This is a genomic window from Streptomyces sp. DH12 (assembly GCF_020873895.1).
In the GTDB taxonomy this organism is placed as follows: Bacteria; Actinomycetota; Actinomycetes; order Streptomycetales; family Streptomycetaceae; genus Streptomyces.
In genome coordinates this window covers 1-432 of the sequence record NZ_JAHWGT010001250.1, presented here as the reverse complement: position 1 = coordinate 432, position 432 = coordinate 1, and the positions used below count along the sequence as shown (strand labels likewise).

2 protein-coding genes are annotated in these 432 nt (G+C 66.2%); one reads left to right on the top strand and one right to left on the bottom strand.

All coding sequences use genetic code 11. The annotated features are described in order from the left end of the window. The coding region (locus LPA54_RS39505) for a hypothetical protein (protein ID WP_228985224.1) at positions 1-266 on the bottom strand (266 nt) is incomplete at its 3' end. Between LPA54_RS39505 and LPA54_RS39500 the strand changes: the two genes are divergently transcribed. Beyond that, on the top strand, positions 246-432 hold a 187-nt coding region (locus tag LPA54_RS39500), incomplete at its 3' end, for a hypothetical protein (protein WP_228985222.1). The two genes, LPA54_RS39505 and LPA54_RS39500, sit on opposite strands and share 21 nt — an antisense overlap.

The following is a 432-nucleotide window of genomic DNA, read 5'->3' as shown; positions in this document are numbered from 1 at the left end:
ACCACGTCCCGGCCTTCCTGGAGCAAGACTGGCACGAACGTTTCATCCGGCCAGCCTGCATCCCCCTCGATGAGCGCCTCGTCCGCCGTTGCGCGGCCATCCAACTCGTTCGCCGGGCCGCCCGCTGCGACACCCGCGAAGCGGCCCTCCTCCTGGGCATCCCAGTGGACAAAGTTCCCCGAGGCATAGACGACGACCGCTTCTGGATCGGCGCTAAGGACGCCCCCACAGACTTCGGCATTGCCGTGGACGAAGTCGCTCTGCACCTGGGCGAGAACATCGACCAGCTGCCCGACTACCAACGGCGGCGTGACGTCCTGCGGAATTGGGTCCTCCCCCCAAGCGACTGGCTGGAAGTGACTGCCCAGCTCCCCAGGCTCATCGGAAAGCAGCCCGTCCTCGACGTCCGCAAGAGCCAGGTCGCCTCTATCT